Source organism: Stenotrophomonas sp. 22385 (assembly GCF_052045085.1).
Taxonomy (GTDB): Bacteria; Pseudomonadota; Gammaproteobacteria; order Xanthomonadales; family Xanthomonadaceae; genus Stenotrophomonas.
The window spans coordinates 153,051-169,347 of the sequence record NZ_JBQEOG010000002.1; the positions used below are offsets into that span (position 1 = coordinate 153,051).

The 16,297-nt window shown below is 68.2% G+C and carries 14 protein-coding genes and 1 riboswitch; of the genes, 6 read left to right on the forward strand and 8 right to left on the reverse strand.

Going from position 1 to position 16,297, the window contains the following annotated elements; translation table 11 throughout:
- Positions 1-11: 11 nt before the first annotated feature.
- Positions 12-1,853 (reverse strand): TonB-dependent vitamin B12 receptor, encoded by a 1,842-nt coding sequence (gene btuB / locus ACTJI4_RS05170; RefSeq protein ID WP_440868724.1) that lies wholly within the window; start codon positions 1,851-1,853, stop codon positions 12-14.
- Between the two features lie 121 nt (positions 1,854-1,974).
- A riboswitch (cobalamin riboswitch) is annotated at positions 1,975-2,198 on the reverse strand.
- A gap of 94 nt (positions 2,199-2,292) precedes the next feature.
- Here btuB and ACTJI4_RS05175 point away from each other — a divergent pair.
- Complete coding sequence (locus ACTJI4_RS05175) at positions 2,293-2,889, forward strand: histidine phosphatase family protein (protein ID WP_440868725.1); 597 nt, start codon at positions 2,293-2,295, stop codon at positions 2,887-2,889.
- A 119-nt stretch (positions 2,890-3,008) separates the two neighbouring features.
- Here the strand turns inward: ACTJI4_RS05175 and ACTJI4_RS05180 are convergent, their stop codons facing one another.
- Together ACTJI4_RS05180 and ACTJI4_RS05185 are read right to left on the reverse strand one after the other, a co-directional pair.
- Positions 3,009-3,374, reverse strand: coding sequence for a TfoX/Sxy family protein (locus tag ACTJI4_RS05180; RefSeq protein ID WP_282248177.1), 366 nt, complete (start codon positions 3,372-3,374; stop codon positions 3,009-3,011).
- Positions 3,371-3,853: a GAF domain-containing protein gene (locus ACTJI4_RS05185; RefSeq protein WP_392919531.1), complete on the reverse strand. Its 483-nt coding sequence runs from the start codon at positions 3,851-3,853 to the stop codon at positions 3,371-3,373. Before ACTJI4_RS05185 ends, ACTJI4_RS05180 begins: the two co-directional genes overlap by 4 nt.
- A gap of 86 nt (positions 3,854-3,939) precedes the next feature.
- Here ACTJI4_RS05185 and bioD point away from each other — a divergent pair, with 86 nt between their 5' ends.
- Positions 3,940-4,623 (forward strand): dethiobiotin synthase, encoded by a 684-nt coding sequence (gene bioD / locus ACTJI4_RS05190; protein WP_440868726.1) that lies wholly within the window; start codon positions 3,940-3,942, stop codon positions 4,621-4,623.
- 3 nt (positions 4,624-4,626) lie between these two features.
- Here bioD and ACTJI4_RS05195 read toward each other — a convergent pair whose 3' ends face one another.
- From ACTJI4_RS05195 to msrB, 4 genes are all read right to left on the reverse strand, one after another.
- Positions 4,627-6,057, reverse strand: coding sequence for a PLP-dependent aminotransferase family protein (locus ACTJI4_RS05195; protein WP_440868727.1), 1,431 nt, complete (start codon positions 6,055-6,057; stop codon positions 4,627-4,629).
- Positions 6,058-6,174: 117 nt separating this feature from the next.
- Complete coding sequence (msrA, locus tag ACTJI4_RS05200) at positions 6,175-6,912, reverse strand: peptide-methionine (S)-S-oxide reductase MsrA (RefSeq protein ID WP_440868728.1); 738 nt, start codon at positions 6,910-6,912, stop codon at positions 6,175-6,177.
- Between the two features lie 14 nt (positions 6,913-6,926).
- On the reverse strand, positions 6,927-8,705 hold the full coding sequence (locus tag ACTJI4_RS05205) for a cytochrome c biogenesis protein DipZ (protein ID WP_440868729.1): 1,779 nt from the start codon (positions 8,703-8,705) through the stop codon (positions 6,927-6,929).
- Positions 8,706-8,758: 53 nt separating this feature from the next.
- A complete protein-coding gene (msrB, locus tag ACTJI4_RS05210) occupies positions 8,759-9,298 on the reverse strand; it encodes a peptide-methionine (R)-S-oxide reductase MsrB (RefSeq protein ID WP_392919518.1) in 540 nt (179 codons plus the stop codon).
- A 145-nt stretch (positions 9,299-9,443) separates the two neighbouring features.
- Here msrB and ACTJI4_RS05215 point away from each other — a divergent pair, with 145 nt between their 5' ends.
- From ACTJI4_RS05215 to ACTJI4_RS05225, 3 genes are all read left to right on the forward strand, one after another.
- Entirely contained in the window at positions 9,444-10,166 is a 723-nt protein-coding gene (locus tag ACTJI4_RS05215; protein ID WP_392919515.1) for a response regulator transcription factor, read from the forward strand.
- Positions 10,163-11,635 (forward strand): sensor histidine kinase, encoded by a 1,473-nt coding sequence (locus tag ACTJI4_RS05220; protein ID WP_440868730.1) that lies wholly within the window; start codon positions 10,163-10,165, stop codon positions 11,633-11,635. The genes ACTJI4_RS05215 and ACTJI4_RS05220 overlap by 4 nt, the downstream gene beginning before the upstream one ends.
- A gap of 93 nt (positions 11,636-11,728) precedes the next feature.
- Positions 11,729-12,850 carry an alpha/beta fold hydrolase gene (locus ACTJI4_RS05225; RefSeq protein WP_440868731.1) on the forward strand — a complete coding sequence of 374 codons (1,122 nt, stop codon included), beginning with the start codon at positions 11,729-11,731 and terminating at the stop codon, positions 12,848-12,850.
- Between the two features lie 263 nt (positions 12,851-13,113).
- Here the strand turns inward: ACTJI4_RS05225 and queD are convergent, their stop codons facing one another.
- Positions 13,114-13,467, reverse strand: coding sequence for a 6-carboxytetrahydropterin synthase QueD (gene queD, locus ACTJI4_RS05230; RefSeq protein WP_068849013.1), 354 nt, complete (start codon positions 13,465-13,467; stop codon positions 13,114-13,116).
- A 152-nt stretch (positions 13,468-13,619) separates the two neighbouring features.
- On the opposite strand from queD, the gene ACTJI4_RS05235 reads away from it, so the two are divergent.
- Positions 13,620-16,286: a TonB-dependent receptor gene (locus ACTJI4_RS05235; protein WP_440868732.1), complete on the forward strand. Its 2,667-nt coding sequence runs from the start codon at positions 13,620-13,622 to the stop codon at positions 16,284-16,286.
- The last annotated feature ends 11 nt before the right edge of the window (positions 16,287-16,297 follow it).

Consider the following 16,297-nt stretch of genomic DNA (forward strand, 5'->3'; position numbering starts at 1 on the left):
CCCACGCCATCTCACTTCGGCTGGTAACGCACGCTCAGGCGGTACTCGCGGCCCGGCTGGTTGTACCAGGCCACCGTTTCGTAGTCGCGGTCGAATACGTTGCTGACCCGGCCCAGCAACGACCAGTCGCGGCCGAGTGCGTATTCCAGGCGCAGGTCCAGGGTGCCGTAGCCGGCCAGGCGCACGCTGTTGTCGGCGTTGTCGTAGCGCTTGCCGGCGCCGAACGCGGTGATACCGGCGCGGAAGCCACCGAAGCGCCGGTCGATGTCCAGGCGTGCGGTGTCCTGCGCGCGGCGGGCCAGCCAGTTGTCGAACTGGGTGCTGCCATCGGTGCGGTTGCGCGGGTCGGTGTAGCTCAGCTGTGCGCTCAGGTCAAACCCGGCCACGGTGAGCGAACCGGTCAGCTCGGCGCCGCGGATGCGCGCCTTTTCCACCTGCGACATCATGAAGGTGGTGGCGTCGTAGGTGATCAGGTCGTCGATGCGGGTTTCATACACATCCAGGCCCCAGCGCCAGCTGTCGCCCTGCTGGGCGACGCCAACGTTGGCACTTCTGGACTTCTCCGGGTCCAGCCCGGGCACGCCGCTCCACGGGTCGTACAGGTCGCTGAAGGTCGGTGCCTTGAACGCGGTGCCATAGCTGGCGTTGAGGCGGAAGCCGCGGGCCAGTTCCATGCCCCAGCCGAGGCTGCCGGTGGTGTGGTTGCCGAACTGTTCGTTGTCGTCATTGCGCACGCTGGCCTGCAGGTGCTGCGCGCCGAAGCGACCCTGGTACTGCACGAACACGCCGGTGTTGTCGCGGCTGTCCACCAGGTAGCCGGCACTGCTGCCGTCGAGGTTGTCCTGGCTCCAGTCCACGCCGGCACTGAGCAGCTGGCCCTCAGCCAGGCCGACGTCGGCCTGCACCGAGGCGCTGTCGCGGTGGGTCTGCGCGGCGCCCAGCCAGGTGTCGCCGTTGTAGTTGTCCGACTCGTTGTCGGCACGGCCGACGTTGGCGGTCAGGGTGAAGCGCTCGCCCGGCGTGTAGCGGACCTTGCCGCCCAGCACCTGCTGCAGCGTTTCGGAGTAGTTGTAGTAACCGTCGTAGTGGTTCTCGCCTTCGGCGCGCAGCGCGGTGCCTTCCACGTTCAGCGTGTCGGTGAGCGTGTAGCCGCCGCGCAGGCTCATCGACAGGTTGCGGTAGCCGTCGCGGTCGGGCTCGTTGGCGCCGCAGCCGGCGAACGTGACCGGGTCACCGTTGCAGGAATTGATGCCGTCGGTGTGCTGGTAGGCGATATCCGTACCGAACCAGCCGCGCGCGCCGGTGCCACCGAAGCCGCCGCTGGCTTCACGCAGGCCGTTGCTGCCGCCGCCCAGCTGCAGGTGCGGTGCGAAGTCGCCGGCATTGCGGCGGGTGAAGATCTGGATCACGCCGCCGATTGCATCCGCGCCGTACAGGCTGGATTGCGGCCCGCGCACGATTTCCACGCGCTCGATCTGCGCCAGCGGCAGGTCCTGCAGCATGGCCAGGCCGAGGTCGCCGGTGTTGATGCGCACGCCATCGACCAGCACCAGGGTGTGGGCCGAATTGGTGCCGCGCAGGAACAGCGAGCTCTGCTTGCCCAGCCCGCCGCTGTTGTTGAGGTTGATGCCGGCGCGCCCGCGCAGCAGGTCCTGCAGCGACGGCGCCTGGCTGCGCTCGATCTCCGCGCGGTCGATTACCTGCGCCGGCGAGATGCTGTCCTGCAGGGCGATCGGGGTACGGGTGGCGGTGACCAGCACCTGGTCCAGCGCGGTGGCGTCGTCCTGTGCGGCGGCCACACCGGGCAGCGCCGACAGCACGGCAAGGGAAAGAAGGCGGAACTGCAGTTTCATCGTTGACTCCAGGCACCGCGCACGCCCGCGCGGCAAGGGGGTGGGAGGCGGTCAACGGAGGCAGGGACGGTGGGCAGGCGCAGGCACGGCGCCGCTTGCCGCCGCCATGCCCGCCGCATCGCAACCAGTCGTCTTCCAGGCCGGTCTCCGGGCTCGCGGGCCGATGGCGGACCATCGCGCCAGGCGCCTTCCCATGCTTGCGCACAGTGGCATGTTGCCTGGCTTCCACGCTTACCGTTGCGGGGGCAGCGCCGGAATGGCAGCAGGCAGGACCTGTTGCGTCACCGGCTTCCCGTTTCAACCTGCCGGCTTGCGCCGCAGGTCACCTGAAAGTGGGCGCAGTGTAGAGCAAAGCCCGGCAGCCGGCGCAGTGCGGCCAGGGCCGTGGCGGTGCCAGCGGTTAGAATGCGCCTCGCTTTTTGACGTGGTTGCAGCACCTATGATCCTGGACCTGATCCGGCACGCGGCCACTGGCCGCGACGCCTACCTGGATGGGCGTACCGATCCGCCGCTGAACGTGCAGGGCACTGATCTGATCTGCGCGCGCTACGCCGACCTGCAGTGGCAGCGCGTGCTCAGTTCACCGCGCCGGCGTGCGCTGGATACCGCCGATGCGCTGGCGCTGCCGCGCGGACTGGAGGTGATCGCGGACGAGGAGTGGGAAGAGCTGGATTTCGGCGACTGGGACGGCCAGCCGCTGGATGCACTGCCAATGCAGGCGCTGCAGGCGTTCCACCTGGACCCGCATGCGAACCCGCCACCGCATGGCGAAAGCTGGGCGCACTTCGAGCGCCGCATCGCACGCGCGTTGCACCGCCTGCTGGATGAGGCCGACCCGGTGCCCACGCTGGTGGTCAGTCATGGTGGCCCGCTGCGGATGGTGCTGTCGCAGGTGTGCGGCCTGCCGATGGCGATGTGCTGGGCGCTGCGGATCGACCACGGTACACGGCTGCAGCTGCGGGTGGAGCGGGAAGATGGAGAATTGTGGGGCGAGCTGCTGGAGTTGCGTAGAGCCACGCCCTGCGTGGCTGCGTGAACTTGGCACCGCGCGCAGCCACGCAACCAGGCGTGTTCCGTGCCGATGCGGCCAGCCACAGTCGCGTGGCGACGCGTTGGACGAAATGGCGCCCGACGTTCACTCGGCGCGGCGTGGCTCTACGTCCGGTCCTCGTTGTCCAACTCGAAGGGTGCTTCGTCGCCTTCGTCATCGTTGGCCACGGTGCGGTCATACACCGGGCCCGAGGCCGGCGGCGCCTTCTTCAGCGGCTTGTCGGCGATGATCGCATCGTATTCGGCCACCAGTTCGGCGCGGCGCGCTTCGGGCAGTTCCTGCCAGTGGCAGTCCTGCAGCGCACCCTCCAGCGAATAGAGCAGGTTGAGGCTGGGTTTGAAGCCGGCGCGGCGGACCTTCACGAACGCGCCTACCGAACCGGCCGCGGCCAGGTCTTCGGCGGTGCGCAGACCGACCTGGCGCAGCCAGGCGGCGCTCTTGGGGCCGATGTTGCGCAGCTTGGTGCTCATCCCAGCGCCTCGACGAACACGGCGGCAATGGCTTCCAGGCCAGCCTGGTCGTCGGCATCGAAGCGGGCCAGCACCGGGCTGTCCAGGTCGAATACCCCGATCAGGGTGTCGCCCTGCACCAGCGGCACCACCAGTTCCGAGCGCGAGGCCGAATCGCAGGCGATGTGGCCCGGGAACGCATCCACGTCCTCGATGCGCTGGGTCACCCGCTGCGAGGCGGCCGCGCCGCACACGCCCTTGTCCAGCGGAATGCGCACGCAGGCGGGCAGGCCCTGGAACGGCCCGACGACCAGCTCGGTGCCATCGAAGAAGTAGAAGCCCACCCAGTTCAGCTGCGGCAGGGCGTGGTAGACCAGCGCCGACAGGTTGGCGGCATTGGCGATGCGGTCGCGTTCACCGTGCACCAGGGCGCGGGCCTGGGCCAGCAGCTGGCCGTACTGTTCCGGCTTGCTGCCGGTAAGCGTGGAAGTATCGAACATGGCCGCAGTCTAGCAAGCGCGGCCGCCGGCCGGACCCACCGTCGGCGGAACGCTGATAATGGAAGTCCCTGTCCATCGGTGCGGCCATGTCATCCCTTTCCTCCCCGCCTGCCGCCTTCTACGTCACCGGTACCGATACCGGCATCGGCAAGACCTTCAGCAGCTGCGCCCTGCTGCATGCGCTGCGCCAGCGCGGGCGCAGCGCGGTGGGCATGAAGCCGGTGGCCAGCGGCTGCGAACAGACCGCCCAAGGGCTGCGCAACGAAGACGCCATCGCCCTGCTGGCCGCCAGCGACCCGGCCCCGGCATATGCCGACCTCAATCCCTACGCGCTGCCGCTGCCGCTGGCCCCGGAGCTGGCCGCCGCCGCGGCCGGGGTGACCCTGTCGCTGGGGCCGATCGAAGCGGCGTTCGAGCGCCTGCGCGCGCAGGCCGACACCGTGGTGGTGGAAGGCGTGGGCGGCTGGCTGGCGCCGTTGTCGACCACGCTCGACCAGTCCCACCTGGTGCAGGCCCTGCAGTTGCCAGTGGTGATGGTGGTCGGGCTGCGGCTGGGCTGTCTCAACCATGCGCGGCTGACCGCGCAGGCGATCACCGCCAGCGGTGGGACCTGCATCGGCTGGATCGCCAACGACGTGGACCCCCGCATGGAGCGCATTGACGACAACGTGGCGCTGCTGCGCGCGCGCCTGCCGTTGCCGTTCTGGGGCCGGCTGCCGTACGCACCGGGCGGCGATCCTGCACTGCTGGCCCGGCACCTGCTGGGCTGAGCGTCAGCCGCGTGCCTGCGCCAGCAGGGCGGTGGCCAGCCGGCCGACGCTGGCAATGGCATCCACGTAGCGTGTATCCAGGTCCTGGCAGCACGACAGCCGCAGACAGTGCCGGTAGCGTGCGCCGCGCGAGTACACCTGGCCGGGCATGAACACCACGCCCTCGGCCAGGGCCTGTTCGAACAGCACGCTGCTGTCCACGCCCGCCGGAAGTTCGATCCACAGCAGGAAGCCGCCGCTGGGCTGGGTTGCCAGGGTGCCCGGCGGGAAGTGCTGGGCGACCAGGGCGCGCACGCGGCTGACCTGCTCGCGGTAGAGCCGGCGCAGCCCGCGCAGGTGGTGTTCGTAACTGCCCGCTTCCAGGAATGCGGCGACCGCCTCGCCCAGCAGTTGCGATTCGGCGCCGGTGGACTGGAACTTGAGCAGCTGGATGTCGGCGGCGAAACGCCCGCCATCGAGCCAGCCAATCCGGTAATCCGGGGCGAGCGTCTTGGAGAAGCCGTTGACCACGATCACCCAGCCGTCTTCATCGAACGCTTTCAGCAGCGGCGCCAGCGGTTCCTGGTACTGCAGTTCGGCATACACCGCATCTTCGATCAGCGGCACCTGGTACTGGTGCACCAGCGCGGCCAGGCGTTGCTTGGCCGCTACCGGCATGGTGCAGCCCAGCGGGTTGTGCACGCTGGGCATCGCGACGATGGCGGCCAGCGCACCGGCCTGCAGCTGGGCGTCCACCGCATCCACGTCCAACCCCTCGCGCGGGTCGGTGGGCAGTTCGATCGCCTTCAGGCCCAGGTTGGCCAGCAACGGGTACAGGTTGAAGTAGGACGGCGCCTCGATGCCGACCGCGTCGCCCGGCCGGGTCACCGCGCGCAGCGCCAGCTGCAGCGCTTCCATCGCGCCATGGGTGAGCACCAGCCGCTCCACCGTGGTGTGCAGGCCCAGCCGCGGGCCGCGCCGCACGATCTGCTCCAGCAGCCGCCTGGCCCCATTCGGGCGCGCGTAGGTGCGCACCATGGCCGGCGTGCGCCGCAGCACCTGCGCGGTGGCGCGGGCCAGGCGGGCGGCGGGGTAGAAGCGCTCGCCGCGCGGGCCGGCAAACGCCAGGTCGACGATGCCCGGTTGCCGCTGCGCGTCCAGCACGCGCGCCATCATCAGCTGCTGGGCCTGGGTGGTGGCCAGGGCTGGGGCGTGGCGCAGCGAACGGGTGGGTTCGGGCAGGCGCGCGCTGACCACGAAGCCGGCCTTGGGCCGCGGCATCACCAGGCCGGCGTCCTCAAGCTGCCGGTAGGCGGCGATCACCGTGTTCAAGCTGAGCTGGCGCTGCGCCGCCAGCCCGCGCAGCGACGGCAGCCGCGCACCGGCCGGCAGGCGGCCGCTGTGGATGGCATCGGCCATTTCGTCGGCCAGCGATTGGTAGAGGTTGGCGGCCATGCAATCTGTAACCATGAGGGTCGCCAGTATGGTGCGCTGTACCCTGGATGCCCTGCAACCTGGCGTTCCTACGGCGAAGACCGGCCAACGGTCGGCCTCCACCGCCGTCCCCAACGGCTACCTCGCTGACAACGTCGACACCAATCGCGGCTTCTCGCGGTACAGCTGCGGGTACATGCGTTGCAGCGCCGCCACCTTGGGCTGGTCGTTGATGCGGATATACAGCGACTCCGGGTGCAGCGTCAGGTAGTTCTGGTGGTAACCCTCGGCCGCCACGAACGGCTTGCCGCCGTCGACCGTGGTCACCACCGGTGCCGCATAGGCGCGCGCCTTCTGCAGCTGCGCGATGTAGGCGCGGGTGGCATCCCGCTGCGCCGCGTCGTCGGCATACACCGCCGAGCGGTACTGCGTGCCCCGGTCCGGTCCCTGGCGGTTGAGCTGGGTGGGATCATGCACGACCGAGAAGAACACCTGCATCAACTGGCCGTAGCTCACCTGGCTGGGATCGTAGGTGACCTGCACCGCTTCGGCATGGCCGGTACCGCCGCCACTCACGCGCGCGTAGTTCGCATCGGCCCGCTGCCCACCGATGTAGCCCGACACTGCGTTGTCCACGCCCTTGATGTGCTGGAACACGCCCTGCACGCCCCAGAAGCAGCCGCCGGCGAACACCACCTGCGCGCGCTTGCCCGGCAGCCTGGGATCGGCCGCGCCGGTCGGCGCCGGTACCGCCACCACTGCTTCGGCCGGCGCGGCATACGCGGGCCGGTCCAGGCTGACCACGGCGCTGATGGTCAGCGCGGCAATGGCCGCGGCGATGCCGCCGGCCACCAGTTTGTCGAGGGAAACCCGCATGGTCGTCTCCTGGTTCAACCAAAGGTGAAGGCATAGGCGTGCACACCGGGATCAAGGAACTCGATCTCGAAGGTCCGCTCGCCCACATCGCCGGATTGGCGGATCAACTGGTACAGGCGGTGTTCGCTGACCGTGCCGGTGCCATCGGCGCCGACGTCGCCACCGGCGGAGGCACCGGGTGGCTGGCCATCGATGCGCACGCGGTACCGCACCGGCTTTCCATCCGCGCCCGGCGCCAGCACCAGGTGCAGGTCGCGCGCATGGAAGCGGAACGCGATGCGGCCGCCGGCGCGCTGCAGCTGCGCGTCTTCGTCGCCCACCGTCCAGCGTCCGTCCAGCGCCCACTGGTTCAGCGCAAAGGTCGGCGGCAGCGCGTAATCGGCGGGCTGGTCGCGGCGCTGCCCGCCGGGCGAGGCGAAGTTCTCCGCCCTTGCGTACCCGAGGTAGGTCTCCGGCGATTTGAGGTTGGACATGTCGGCCTGCAGCTCCACCCCGGCGCGCGGCGCGCTGGCGGCCATCGCCATGGCCTGGGCCGGTTCGTCGGGCAGATTGGCGCCGGCTTCGCGCAGCAGCTGGCGGATGATCCGTTCGGACTGCGCGTAGTTGCCTTCACCGAAGTGATGCGCACGGATGCGGCCCTGCGCGTCTATGAAGTAGTGTGCCGGCCAGTAGCGGTTGTTGAAGCCGCGCCAGATCGCGAACTCGTTGTCGATCGCCACCGGGTAGTCGATCTTCAGTTCCTTCACCGCGCGCTGCACGTTGCCCAGGTTGCGCTCGAAGGCGAACTCCGGGGCATGCACGCCGATCACCACCAGGCCCTGGTCGCGGTAGCGCTGTTCCCACTCACGCACGTAGGGCAGGGCGCGCAGGCAGTTGATGCAGGAATAGGTCCAGAAGTCGACCAGCACCACCTTGCCACGCAGGCCTTCGGCGGTCAGTGGCGGGCTGTTGAGCCAACCGGTGGCGCCGTCCAGCGAGGGCAGGGTGCCTTCCACCGGAAGCTCGGCACCGGCGGGCGCATCGGCAGCGCGCATCATCATCGCCGGGCCGGTCCCGGGCGCCTGTCCCGGCAGGGCATCCAACAGGCCCTGTTCCAGCCGCGCAGTGCTGACCGACGACAAGCGGGTGAGCACACCGGTGTCCCAGCCCATCGCAATGGCCACCACCGCCAACAGCGCGGCCACGCCCAGTGCACGGCGGATCCACTCACCGGCGCCCAGGCGCTGCTTGAGCGCGGTGAACACGCGCCCACCAATCCAGATCGCCAAGGCCAGCGATGTGGCCGCGCCCAGCGCATAGGCCAGCAGCAGCCCGCTGGTGCCTGCGCTGGCACCCTGCAATGCCGCGCCGGTGAGGATCAGCCCAAGGATCGGGCCGGCGCACGGCGCCCACAGCAGGCCGGTGGCCACGCCGATCAACAGCGAAGTGCCCACGCCACCGCGCCCGGCGTCGGCGGCCCTGTCGGCAGACGCACTGAGCCGCGCGCCCAGCCGCTGGAACGGCGACAACAGGCGGTCGGCCAGCGCCGGCCACAACAGCGCCAGCGCGAACAGCGCCATCACCACCAGCGCGATCCAGCGCCCGATCTGGTTGGCCTGCGCTACCCACTGGCTGCCCACCGCCGCCAGGCTGGCCACCACCGCGAACATCAGCGCCATGCCGATCAACAGCGGCAGGCCACTGCGCAGGAATGGGCGGTCGGAGCGGGCGAACACGAACGGTAGCACCGGCAGGATGCACGGGCTGAGAATGGTCAACACGCCGCCCAGGTAGGCAAGGACAAGCAGAATCATCGAACGTTCCTTATCGGGGTAGGGCCGGGCCCCGCCCGGCTGCTTCATCGGCGTTACGTGCGGTTGGGTATCCGCACGCGTGTCTCTTCGTCAGCGGCGACGAAATTCATCGCCACCCCGTTCATGCAGTAACGCAGCCCGGTCGGCCGCGGGCCGTCATCGAACACATGGCCCAGGTGCCCACCACAGCGCCGGCAGTGCGCTTCCACGCGCAGCATGCCCAGCGTGGTATCGCGGTCCTCGCCAACGGCGTCGTGCAGCGGCGCCCAGAAACTGGGCCAGCCGGTGCCGCTGTCGAACTTGGTGGAGGAGGAGAACAACGGCAGCGCGCAGCCGGCGCAGGTGAAGGTGCCGCGCCGGTGTTCCTTGTTGAGCGGGCTGCTGAAAGGGCGCTCGGTGCTTTGCCGGCGCAGCACCGCGTATTGCGCGGGGGTCAGTTGTTCACGCCACTGCGCATCGGTGCGCATCACCTCGAAGCGGCGCGTGGGGGCAGTGGCGGCAGGGGCCGGACCACTGCAGGCGGTCAAACCGAACAGGCCGGCCGCGGCGCCGATGGCGCCCATGCCGAGCAGTCTGCGACGGGTACAACGCATGGCGATCTCCCGGTCTGGAAACGATGGGGCCATGCTGCGCCCACGCCGGTCAACGAATCCTCACGCAGGGTTAAATTTTCCGTGACACATTCAGGCCCGGATCTGGCCACAATGCGTTCATCTTCCCGCCGCCCGTCCCGTGCCAATGAGCAGTGCCAAGCGCGTCCTGATCGTCGAAGACGATGTCCACATCGCCAACCTGCTGCGCATGCACCTGCGTGACGAAGGCTATGAGGTCACCCACGCGGCCACCGGCGACGAAGGCCTGGCGCTGCTAGAGGCGCAGCCGTGGAGCGCGCTGGTGCTGGACCTGATGCTGCCCGGCGTGGACGGGTTGGAAATCTGCCGGCGTGCGCGTGGCATGGCGCGCTACACCCCGATCATCATCACCAGTGCCCGCGCCAGCGAAGTGCACCGTATCCTGGGGCTGGAACTGGGCGCAGACGACTACCTGGCCAAACCATTCTCCATGCTGGAGCTGGTGGCGCGGGTCAAGGCGCTGCTGCGCCGGGTGGAAGCAATGGCGCAGAACGCGCGCATCGATGCCGGCGAACTGGCCGTGGCCGGGCTGCGCATCGACCCGGTGGCGCGCACCGCGCAGGTGGACGGGCGCGCACTGGAACTGACCCCGCGCGAGTTCGACCTGCTGTACTTCTTCGCCCGCCACCCCGGCCAGGTGTATTCGCGCATGGACCTGCTCAACCAGGTGTGGGGCTATCAGCACGATGGCTACGAGCACACGGTGAATACCCACATCAACCGGCTGCGCAACAAGATTGAGCGCGATCCGGCCTCGCCGCAGCGCATCCAGACCGTGTGGGGCCGTGGCTACAAGCTGGTCGATGGCAGCGAAGGTGCAGCGGCATGATCCGGTTATCGTTGTCGCAGCGCTTGTCCGTGGCGTTCTTCGCGCTGCTGCTGGTGTGCTGCGGCGCGCTCATGGCGATCCAGATGCGCAGCACCAGCCTGCACGAACAGGAAACCGTGCAGCGGCTGTCGCGCGGGCTGGCCGAACACATCGCGCGCAGTGGCGAGCTGATGGACGGAGGCGGCATGCGCACAGGCGAGGTGCGCGCGCTATTCGGCAAGCTGATGGCAGTCAATCCCAGCGTGGAGGTGTACCTGCTGGACGACCAGGGCCGCATCCTTGGTCACGATGCGCCCACCGGCCACCTCAAGCGCGACCGCGTGGACCTGGCACCGGTGCAGGCGCTGCTGCGCGATGAGCCGCTGCCGATCCTCGGTGACGACCCGCGCAGCGAACGCGGGCGCAAGGTGTTCAATGCCGCGCCGCTGTTCGTGCAGGGGCGCCAGGCGGGCTACATCTATGTGGTGCTGGTGGGCGAACAGCGCGAGGCGCTGGCGGCCAACATCGCGGCCAACGCCACGCTGCGCACCACGCTGTGGTCGTTGGCGATCGTGGCCGGCATCGGCCTGCTGGCCGGCGCGGTGGCATTCCGCTGGGTGACCCGGCCGCTGCGCCAGCTGACCCGCCGCGTGCAGTCGTTCGACGTGGACGCCGCGGCGCCGGCCCAGGCCCTGCCACCCACGCCGCTGCGCGCCGGTGAGCGCGATGAGCTGGCAATCCTGCAGCACAGTTTCGGGCACATGGGCCAGCGCCTGGGCGAACAGTGGCAGCAGCTGCGCCAGCAGGACCTGCAGCGGCGTGAGCTGGTGGCCAACATCTCGCATGATCTGCGCACGCCGTTGTCGTCGCTGCACGGCTATCTGGAAACGCTGGCGTTGAAAGACGCCACGCTCAGCGCGGAAGAGCGGCAGCGTTACCTCGGCATCGCGCTGTCCCAGAGCCACAAGGTCGGCCGGCTGGCCCAGGCGCTGTTCGAACTGGCGCGGCTGGAACATGGTGGGGTGGTGCTGGACCGCCAGGCGTTCTCGCTGCCGGACCTGGTGCAGGATGTGTTCCAGAAATTCGAGCTGGCCGCGCAGGCCCGCCGGCAGACGCTGGCGGCGGACATTCCGCCCGGCCTACCCGCGGTGGACGCGGACCTGGCGTTGATCGAGCGGGTGCTGACCAACCTGCTGGACAATGCCATCCGGCACACCCCCGAAGGCGGCCGCATCACGGTGACGCTGCAGGCCGCGCAGGGCGAGGTGCAGGTCAGCGTGGCCGACACCGGCCCTGGCATTCCGGCGGCGCGGCGCGAGGACCTGTTCCACACGCCCCCGGCGTTTGGCAGCCAGCGCCCCGACAGCGGTGGGCTGGGCCTGCTGATCGTGCACCGCATCCTGCAGCTGCACCAGCGTGACATCCAGTTGCTGGACAGCCGCGAGGGCGCGCTGTTCGTGTTCTCGCTGCCGGCGGCGCGGGTGGTCTGACCCGGCCCTGCCCAAGGTCATGGCGACCACCGGCACTGGGGCGCCCGTTGCTGGCAGGATGCAATGCATTCAACACCCGCCGGGAGCAAGTACATGGCCACCGCACAGGAGTCCCGCCACCGCCGGTCTGCGCTGATCCTGCTGATGCTCGCGTTCGGCATCGCAGGTCATGTATCGGCCGCCAACGAATGCCCGGACACCTCGGCGCTGGAACCGGCCCGCGCGGTGGTCCGCGATCTGCAGCGGATCACCACGCCAAACGGCATCCAGGAGCAGTACGCTACCCCGATCGGCGGGGTGAAGCAGTGGCTGACGATCCGTGGTGAGGACCGCGACAACCCGGTGATCCTGTTCGTGCACGGTGGCCCGGCCAGCCCGGTGACACCCAGCATGTGGCAGTTCCAGCGGCCGCTGGAGGAATACTTCACGGTGGTGGACTGGGACCAGCGCGGTGCGGGCAAGACCTACGCGGAGGCGTCGCCGGACGTGATCGCGCCGACGCTGACCATCGAACGCTACGTGGACGATGCCATCGAAGTGGCTGAACACCTGCGCACGCACCTGGGCCAGCGCAAGGTGATCCTGATGGCGCACAGCTGGGGCACGATCGTGGCGATGCAGGCGGCGCTGAAGCGGCCGGACCTGTTCCACGCGTACGTGGGGATCGGGCAGATCATCAACCAGGTGGAAAACGAGAAGATCAGTTTCGATTACGGCCTGGCGCAGGCGAAGGCACACGGCAATGCCAAGGCGGTGGCCGAACTGGAAGCGATCGCGCCCTACCCGGGCAACACGCCGATCACGCGCGAGCGGATCATCACCGCACGCACGTGGCCGCAGTACTACGGCGGGCTGACGGCGTATCGGGACGATTCGAAGTACTACTTCGGCGCGGCCAGGCTCTCACCGGACTACACGGACGCGGACCGCTGCAGCATCGACAAGGGCAGCGTGCTGTCGCTGGGCCCGCTGCTGCCGCAGATGCTGAAGGTGAATTTCAACCCGATCACCCGCTTCCCGATCCCGGTGGTGATGTTCATGGGCCGCCACGACTACACCACGCCCACCGCGCCGACCGAGCGCTGGCTGAACACCGTGCAGGCGCCCTACAAGCAGGGCGTATGGTTCGAACATTCGGCGCACATGGCGCCGTGGGAAGAACCCGGCAAAACCCTGTTGAGCCTCGTCCAGATCGTCCGCCCCTTGGCGCGATAATGGGCTCTGGTAGGTTCGGTTCCCAAACGAACGCACGCGCCGCATATCGGCGCGGTAACGCATGACCCATGCCGAAGACAAAAAAAAGACCCGACAGAGGGAGGGTTCTGTCGGGTCTTGGGATTGCGTGGGGGGAGGGACCCACGCAAATTCTGCTTGATGCAATGCAGCATACGCCGATCTTGGTGCATTGCAACAATAAATTGCCGAAGCGGTCCTGGTTAGACTAAATCCGTTCAGGGACAATGGGTTGGGGCCAGATCTCAGCCGCGGTAACGGCAGCCCGAGGTGCAGGTTTCATGCACCGTCACCTCGCTCAGCGCCGGCAGGGCGGGCTTGAGCTCGTTCCAGATCCAGATCGCCAGGCGTTCGCTGGTCGGGTTTTCCAGGCCGGGGATGTCGTTGAGGTAATGGTGGTCCAGGCGGTCGTAGATCGGCTGGAAGGCCGCTTTGACGTCGCCGAAATCCATGATCCAGCCGGTGTGTTCGCCCGGCTCGCCCTCGACCTTCAGCTCCACCCGGAACGAATGGCCGTGCAGGCGCGCGCACTTGTGGCCCGCCGGCACGTTGGGCAGGTGGTGGGCCGCTTCGAGGGTAAAGACTTTGAAGATTTCCATGGGTCCATTGTACGGCCATCCAACAAAAACATATCCATCCGGATGAAGAGATTTTACTTTTCGTTATATCCGCATGAAGCGATGTTATTGGCTCGTCAAGCCCTTGGCATGGACTACTGCGGAACTCGTCGTCCACCACCCCCATAGAGTTCATGCCCAAGCACACCCTTCTTGTGGCGGCCCTTTCCGCCGCCCTGGCTACGCCTTTGCCTGCGTTTGCCCTCGACGCCGGCGCTGGCACCGATGCCAGCCCCGAAGCCGCCGCCAGCGGCGAAAGCACCACCCTTGCCGCGGTGCGCGTTACCGGCTCCAACATCAAGCGCACTGACACCGCGACGGCCAACCCGGTGCAGGTGATCGGCCGCCAGGAAATTGAAGCCACCGGCAAGGCCACCGTGGCCGACCTGCTGCGCTCCATCTCGGCCAACACCGGCAACGCCAACAACGAAACCACCAACAACGGCTGGGCCTCGGGTTCGGCCGGCATCGGCCTGCGTGGCCTGTCGCAGAAGAACACCCTGGTGCTGCTCAACGGCCGCCGCCTGGCCAACTACGGCTTCCCGGCCGGCGGGTTGTCCGACACCTTCGTCAACCTCAACGCGCTGCCGATGGTTGCCGTGGAGCGTATCGAAGTGCTCAAGGACGGCGCTTCGGCCGTGTACGGCTCCGACGCCGTGGCCGGGGTGGTCAACATCATCACCCGGCAGGGCTTCGAGGGGGCCGAACTGGGCGGCAGCGTCGGCACCGCCGACCAGGGCGGCCTGGACGAGCAGAACCTGAAGTTCATCGGCGGCATCGGCGACCTGGAGGCCGATGGCTACAACATCCTGGTCAGCCTGGAAGGCTACAACCGCGAGCGCCTGGACCAGGACCAGCGCGACCTCACCAGGTCCGGCATCTACACCGACAAGCCCGGCGGCCGCTGGAACGGCTGGTCGGCCAAGGGCGCGCGCTTCCTGGTCAACGGCACGTCCGTGCCCATGCTCGACGCCAACGGCCAGTGCCCGGAAAACACCACGCTGGTACCCAGTGCGCCGATCGACGGCCTGCCTGGAAACACCTGCGGCTTCAACCTTGCCCCGTACACCACACTGATTCCCTCGACCAAGCGCTACCAGGCCTACGTCAACGGCACCTTCAAGGTGAACGACAACGTCGAAGCGTTCGGCGAAGTGATCTACAGCGAGATCAAGGGCGTGTCCTGGTTCGGCAGCAGCCCGTTCTTCACCCTGGAAAGCGGCCGCTTCGCGCTCAACGCCGATACCGGGCTGGCCGAGCCGGTGTCGTCCAACCTGCCGGCAAGCAGCCCGTTCAATCCGTACGGCCGCGCGATCCCGATCGAGTACACCTTCTTCAACCTCGGCCCGACCATCAAGACCAACCGGTCCACTGCATACCGCGGCGTGTTCGGCCTGCGCGGCAGCCTGCAGGACTGGGACTGGGAAGTGGGCGCGTTCGGCGCACGCAGCAGCGAGCGCGAAACCGTCTCCGGCGGCTTCGCCAACCGCTGGACCCTCGCCGATGCGCTGGCCACCGGCAGCTACAACCTGCTTGATCCGTCGGCCACCCCGCAGTCGGTCATCAATGGCATCAACCTGAGCACGCTGCGCCCGGCCGAGTCCGTGCTGCAGGGCGTGGACGCCAAGATCTCCGGCGGCCTGGGCAGCACCTGGGCCGGCCCGATCGGCTTCGCAGCCGGGCTGGAATGGCGCCGCGAAAAGCTGGATTCGGAAAACCCGTGGCAGATCGACGCGGGCCTGCAGATCCGCCCGGCCATCGCCGAAGTGCATGGCGAGCGCAAGGTCACCGCCGCCTACGCCGAAGTGAACGTGCCGCTGGCCGAGCGCCTGGAGGTGCAGGCCGCCGCGCGTGCCGACCATTACAGTGACTTCGGCGATGCGTTCTCGCCCAAGTTGAGCCTGCGCTGGCAGCCGTTCGACATCCTGCTGGTGCGCGCCGCCGCATCGAAGGGCTTCCGTGCGCCATCGCTGTCGGAGAATTCCAACAGCACCAGCATCGCCTACGGCAGCGTGATCGACCCGCGCGACCCCGACGTGCCCGGTTCGCGGCAGAACCCGACCTTCTTCACCGTCGGCAACAGCGACCTGAAGCCGGAGCGCACCAAAAGCTACAACCTGGGCGTGGTGCTGTCGCCGTGGTCCAACACCAGCCTGAGCGTGGATTACTACCGCATCGAACTGGAAAACCTGGTCGGCACCAACAACACGCAGACCCTGGTCACCAACGATGTGCCCGGCGCGGTCACCCGCGATGAGCGCGGCAAGCTGCTGGCGGTGTTCAACCGCTACCAGAACCTGAGCGAGCTCAAGACCTCCGGCTTCGACGTGGAACTGCGCCAGCGCTTCCCGACCGAAGCGGCCGGTGACTTCTCGCTGTCCACCGCCTTCACCCACGTGCGCGACTACAGCCGCCCCACCGTGGTCGGCGGCCCGCTGGTGGATTACGCCGGCAGCAACCTGGGCGCCACCCTGCCCAAGAACAAGGCCACCACCACGCTGGACTGGAGCTACGCCGATTTCCGTACCGCGCTGACCTGGTACTACACCAGCGGCTACGACCAGAAGGCCAGCGCCGCCGCCACGGCGGTGCAGGACCGGGTTGATTCCTACAGCCAGTTCGATCTGTACCTGGCCTACACCGGGCTGGAGAAGCTGACCCTGTACGCGAAGATCCAGAACCTGGCCGATGAGGAACCGCCGTACGACGCCTCCTTCCCGGGCATCCGCGCGCCGTACGACTTCAGCCAGTACGACCTGCGCGGCCGCTACTTCACCGTCGGCTTCGATTACCGCTTCTAAGAGGGGTTTGC